12 protein-coding genes are annotated in these 4,510 nt (G+C 70.9%); all 12 read left to right on the top strand.

Annotated features, from left to right (window positions below; genetic code table 11):
• Nucleotides 1-261: 261 nt before the first annotated feature.
• On the top strand, nucleotides 262-600 hold the full coding sequence (locus M0638_RS27600; RefSeq protein WP_248670170.1) for a hypothetical protein: 339 nt from the start codon (nucleotides 262-264) through the stop codon (nucleotides 598-600).
• Nucleotides 597-779 carry a hypothetical protein gene (locus M0638_RS27595; RefSeq protein ID WP_248670169.1) on the top strand — a complete coding sequence of 61 codons (183 nt, stop codon included), beginning with the start codon at nucleotides 597-599 and terminating at the stop codon, nucleotides 777-779. The genes M0638_RS27600 and M0638_RS27595 overlap by 4 nt, the downstream gene beginning before the upstream one ends.
• On the top strand, nucleotides 776-907 hold the full coding sequence (locus M0638_RS29030) for a hypothetical protein (protein ID WP_282572343.1): 132 nt from the start codon (nucleotides 776-778) through the stop codon (nucleotides 905-907). The genes M0638_RS27595 and M0638_RS29030 overlap by 4 nt, the downstream gene beginning before the upstream one ends.
• On the top strand, nucleotides 900-1,382 hold the full coding sequence (locus tag M0638_RS27590; protein ID WP_248670168.1) for a hypothetical protein: 483 nt from the start codon (nucleotides 900-902) through the stop codon (nucleotides 1,380-1,382). Before M0638_RS29030 ends, M0638_RS27590 begins: the two co-directional genes overlap by 8 nt.
• Before the next feature lie 91 nt (nucleotides 1,383-1,473).
• Nucleotides 1,474-1,803 carry a hypothetical protein gene (locus M0638_RS27585; protein ID WP_248670167.1) on the top strand — a complete coding sequence of 110 codons (330 nt, stop codon included), beginning with the start codon at nucleotides 1,474-1,476 and terminating at the stop codon, nucleotides 1,801-1,803.
• Nucleotides 1,800-1,997: a hypothetical protein gene (locus M0638_RS27580; RefSeq protein WP_248670166.1), complete on the top strand. Its 198-nt coding sequence runs from the start codon at nucleotides 1,800-1,802 to the stop codon at nucleotides 1,995-1,997. The genes M0638_RS27585 and M0638_RS27580 overlap by 4 nt, the downstream gene beginning before the upstream one ends.
• Nucleotides 1,994-2,470, top strand: a complete 477-nt coding sequence (locus M0638_RS27575; RefSeq protein WP_248670165.1) for a siphovirus Gp157 family protein — start codon at nucleotides 1,994-1,996, stop codon at nucleotides 2,468-2,470. The genes M0638_RS27580 and M0638_RS27575 overlap by 4 nt, the downstream gene beginning before the upstream one ends.
• A gap of 13 nt (nucleotides 2,471-2,483) precedes the next feature.
• Nucleotides 2,484-3,374 carry a recombinase RecT gene (locus M0638_RS27570; protein ID WP_248670164.1) on the top strand — a complete coding sequence of 297 codons (891 nt, stop codon included), beginning with the start codon at nucleotides 2,484-2,486 and terminating at the stop codon, nucleotides 3,372-3,374.
• Nucleotides 3,371-3,502 (top strand): hypothetical protein, encoded by a 132-nt coding sequence (locus tag M0638_RS29025; protein ID WP_282572342.1) that lies wholly within the window; start codon nucleotides 3,371-3,373, stop codon nucleotides 3,500-3,502. The genes M0638_RS27570 and M0638_RS29025 overlap by 4 nt, the downstream gene beginning before the upstream one ends.
• The gene (locus tag M0638_RS27565; RefSeq protein WP_248670163.1) at nucleotides 3,502-3,732 is read left to right on the top strand and encodes a hypothetical protein; all 231 of its coding nucleotides are present in this window, start codon (nucleotides 3,502-3,504) and stop codon (nucleotides 3,730-3,732) included. The genes M0638_RS29025 and M0638_RS27565 overlap by 1 nt, the downstream gene beginning before the upstream one ends.
• Nucleotides 3,733-3,829: 97 nt before the next feature.
• Entirely contained in the window at nucleotides 3,830-4,285 is a 456-nt protein-coding gene (locus M0638_RS27560) for a DUF551 domain-containing protein (protein WP_248670162.1), read from the top strand.
• A gap of 2 nt (nucleotides 4,286-4,287) precedes the next feature.
• The coding region (locus M0638_RS27555) for a hypothetical protein (RefSeq protein WP_248670161.1) at nucleotides 4,288-4,510 on the top strand (223 nt) is incomplete at its 3' end.

Below are 4,510 nucleotides of genomic sequence, written 5' to 3'. Positions count from 1 at the left end.
GCTCGACGCATCAGCGCCCAAGCACAAGGCGGTCGAGAACGATGGCGGCCCACGCGGCGAGGCGTCGATCCGTGCGTGGTTCGCGCGGCGTGATGCGGCTCGTGGCGCCGCTGAAGCCCTCCTCGCCAGGATCGGAGCCTGACCCATGCTCATCACCCTCACCGCCGTCGCGGCGCTCGCCGCCGCCTGCGCCGTGCACATCACCGCGTGCGTGCTGGACATGCTCGGCGCCGCGCGGCCCGTGGATCTGGAGGACGTGTGATGCTGGCGACACTCTGCCGCGCCGTGCTGGCGATCTGCCGCACGCGCTCTACCGTCGCGGACCTGATCGAGAACGATCCTGCGGGGTGGGCAGCCTACGGCAAATACCGCATCCGTCATGGCGTCTCTGGCGTTGCTGTGTGGATCGGAAACGACGCCTACGGCCTGCACGTCGAAATCGACGGCGAGGAGTGGAAGCCCAGCGCTGCCGAGCGCCGCCTGATCTGGCAGGCGGTCAAGACCCTCGTGCGCCGCGAAAAGCGCCTCCGGGAACGCCGTGTCTCGTCCAGCATCGAGCGTGCCATTGCGCGCGCGACGAACGGAGAGCCCGCGCCATGACCCTCCGCGCTTTCATCGACACGCACCTGATCGGCGCCGCGCCCGAGCCCGATCTGCCGCCCGAGCCGGGCCGGCTGACGGCGGACACCGCGTTCGCCGTGCTGGCGGCCGGCGTCGCCGGGAGCTGGGGCGCGCTGTACCTGCTGGCGCGGGCCGTGCGGTGGGCCGCGTCGTGGTGACGCTCGCCGCAGCCGGCATCGCGGTCGCGGTGTTCGGCGCCCTCTGGATCCTCGTGCAGCGCGGGATCCGCGAGGAGAACGGCATCCACTACAGCCGGTTCGATGTGTGGGAGGACGACGATGGCTGATGAGCAGTCCATGCCGGCGGGGCGCGAGGAACGCGCTTTTTGGCTTTGGCAGCACTATCGAGCCATCACACAAGGCTGCCCCGCTGATCCGTGGGTGCTGCTGGTTGACGTGCTCGATCCGTACCTCGCCGCCCCCGCTGCGGCTCCGGCGCCTGATGCGATGGCCGCTGCGGTCAAAGCTTGGGAAGCGACAGCGCCAGATGAAGGCGGCTTGACGAAGCTTGGGCAAGCGGCACTGGCGAATGGGATCGCGGCGTATCTCGCTGCGGCTCCGGCGCCGGACGTGCGAGCGGCGGCGCTGGAGGAAGCTGCGCGAGCGTGCGAGGAATACGCGGATCGCATCCGCTACGGCCGCCCCTGGCTTCTCGTGTCTGGCGAGCGGAGTAATGGCGCGCAGGGTGCGCTCGAATGCGCTGAGCAAATCCGCGCCCTTCGCGACCAGCACCCGCCAGCCGACGCGCCGAGGTCGCCATGACGCGGCCCCGCCTCGCAGAGCCGCCGCTGTGGCTCGTGATCCTCAACCACATCGACACGTGGATTGCGGCCCGGCGCCGCTGGAGGTCAGCGTGAGCAACCTGCCCGACGGCATGAACCTCGCGGACGTCGGCGGCCCCTACGAGCCGCCGCTGAGCCCGCAGGAGGCGCAGCGCCGCAAGACCATGGCCGCCGGCCAGCGGTGGGCCGCCCAGGCCAACCGCGTCGCGGACCTGCTGGACCGGTTCCCGCACGAGTGGCCGCCCAGCGCGGAGACGGAGCGGTACTTCGCCATCATGGCCCGCCAGTTCGAGGGCATCGCCGCCGGGCTGGAGAGCACGTTCTTCATGCGCGACCGGCCGCTCGGGCAGCGCGACATGTTCAAGCCGGCGCTGCCGGCGGCCGTGGGGATCGCCCGATGAACGCCACCGTCCGCCCCCTCCCGACCGTCGCCGCCCTGACGGCCGAGGTCGAGCGCCTGCACGAGCGGATGCAGGAGGAGCTGCACCGCCCCGGCGCCTGGCGCTGGTGGCGCGTGGCGGCCCTGCGGCGCCGGCTGGCCGGGATCGCCGGCAGCCTGGGCGACGCGCTGGCGGATGCGCGGGGGTGGGCATGACCGACCGCTGGGACGAGGCCCTGCTGGCCGGGCTCCGCGCCGCCGGCGAGGCAGCCTATGACGCCACGACCGACGCCACCCGCGCCCTGCGCGGCGCCGCGCTCGGCCTCGGCGACGAAACCGCTCTGCTGGCCGGCATGCGCACCGTGGCCGAGATGGTGCTGGCGATGGAGGCCCTGGAGGACGCGGCCTCGGCCCATGCCACCCGGCTACGCGAGGCCCTGCTGCATGCGCTGGACGAGAGCAACGGCGTCGGGGTCGAGACGGCGCACCACCGCGTGGTGAAGGCCGACGGCCCGGCCGGCGTCCACATCACGGACCCGGCGCTGATCCCGGCCGACCTGATGCGCCGGCCCGAGCCGGTGCCGGACAAGAAGGCCATCGAGCGGCGCCTGCGCGCCGGCGAGGCCGTGCCCGGCGCAGCGCTCCGCAACGGCCGGCCGTACCTCCGCTACCACCCGATCCAGAGGTGAGAACGTGAACGCCATGACCACGCAACGCACCGTCAGCCTCGCGCCGACCACGTTCCAGGAGGCGATCCGCTTCTCGGAGATGCTGGCGAACAGCGACATGGTGCCCAAGGACTACAAGGGGCGCCCGGCCAACGTTATGGTCGCGATACAATGGGGCGCAGAGGTCGGGCTGAGCCCGCTCCAGGCCCTCAGCAACATCGCCATCGTGAACGGCCGGCCCAGCCTGTGGGGCGACGCGGCCCTGGCCCTGGTACGCGGCCACCCGGCGTGCTCCGGCGTGCGCGAGGGCGTCGAGGGCGAGGGCGAGGCCCGGCACGGCTGGTGCGAGGTGATCCGCCGGGGCGAGCAACCGCAGCGCCGGACGTTCAGCGTGGCCGATGCAAAGAATGCCGGGCTGTGGGGAAAGCAGGGGCCGTGGAGCCAGTACCCCGACCGGATGATGCAGCTCCGCGCGCGCGGCTTTGCCATCCGCGACGTGTTCCCGGATGCCCTGCGCGGGGTCATCACGACCGAAGAGGCGCAGGACATCCCAGCTGAGCCTCTGCCACCCGCGCGCGGCGCCACCATCGACGCCGAGCCGCAGCGTGCGTCCGAGCCGCGCCGCGAGCCGATCCCCGGCGGCATGGTGGAGCATGTGCAGGGGCAGCAGCAGCGCCGGACGATGCGCGACCTGATCGCGGACGTGGAGCAGCGCCTCGACGCCGTGGTGGATGCGCCGGACCTGCTGGCCGTGATCGACGATCCGGCCGTGCGCAAGCTGCGCGACACGCTGCGCCAGGCCGAGCCCGGCACCGCGAAGGCCGACGCGGGGTCGGCGCTGGAGGATCGGTTCAGCGCCCTGTACCAGCGGCTCATGACGCCGCCAGTGGACATGGCCGATGCCGAGATGGAGGACGTGGCATGACCACCCCCGACGCCGACGCGCTGACGGCGCTGGTCACGTGGCACGAGCAGCGGTTCGGCGGCGCCTGCATCAAGCCAACCACGCTCGGCCGCCGCGTGCGCGCCGTGCTGGCCGGGGAGGGCGGGTGATGTCGGATGAAACGATCTGGCACCGAGCATCTCTCACCGCGTCGGAGTGGTACGTGCAGTGTCCGGTCTGCGGCGGGTGCTCGATGGGCGTGGATACCGAGGAGGATGACGGCGGGGCAATCATTCCCCGTGCCGACGAGCAGTTTCAGCAATGTCCAGACTGCGACGCGTTCATCGAAGTGCGCGCGGTGAGTGTGACGGAGGCGTACCCGGATGACAATACCCACTGACCCGCGGCCGCAGCCCATGCCGGCGGGGCGCGAGGCGCTGATCGAATGGATACATCGTCGCTTCCCGCCGGGCGTTGGTTTTGAGGAAGGGGTTGTCATGCTTGCCGACGCCATTCTCGCCGCCCCCGCTGCGGCTCCGGCGCCGGACGTGCGGGCGGCGTTGGCAGATATCGTCAACCTCCTGCATGACGTTCATGTGCCGGACCCCGATGGTACACCAGTTGAACGACTAGCGCAGATGGCGCACGACATTGCACGCGACGCCCTCGCCAAGCACTCGCCCGCCGACGCGCAGGGGGTGGCGTGGCGGGATATCAGCACGGCGCCGAAAGGCATCGTAGTTAATGGTACGCCACGGTCCGTTTACTTTCTCGCCTACTGCCCAGACATATCAGCCATCGACCCATCGGCATGCCTCTGCATTTGCTGGTGGGAACCGTTCATCGGAGACGGATGCTGGTACGGCGAAGGTGATTTTGAAACTCACCCGACGCACTGGATGCCGCTGCCCGCGCCCCCAGCCGCCGACACGCAGGCCGGGCGGGAGGGGTAGCCGTGGCGATGAAGCTTGAGGTCGGCCAGGAGTGGGTTCCTGCCGAGGGCCATCATTGGACGGCCGGCCGGAGGGTCACCCATCTGGGCGTCTATCGCCCCGACGATTTCGTCACCGTCCAATGGCGGCGGATCGGATCGTCGCATTGGAGCGAATGCAGCGAGGCTGCTTTCTGGCGCTGGGTCAAGAAGAACGACGCCACCGCGCGCCCGGCCGGCGAGGGAG

The organism is Roseomonas acroporae, assembly GCF_023223525.1.
In the GTDB taxonomy this organism is placed as follows: domain Bacteria; phylum Pseudomonadota; class Alphaproteobacteria; order Acetobacterales; family Acetobacteraceae; genus Roseomonas_E; species Roseomonas_E acroporae.
The sequence above is the reverse complement of the archived record's forward strand: the minus strand, read 5'-3'. Positions and strand labels throughout refer to the sequence as shown.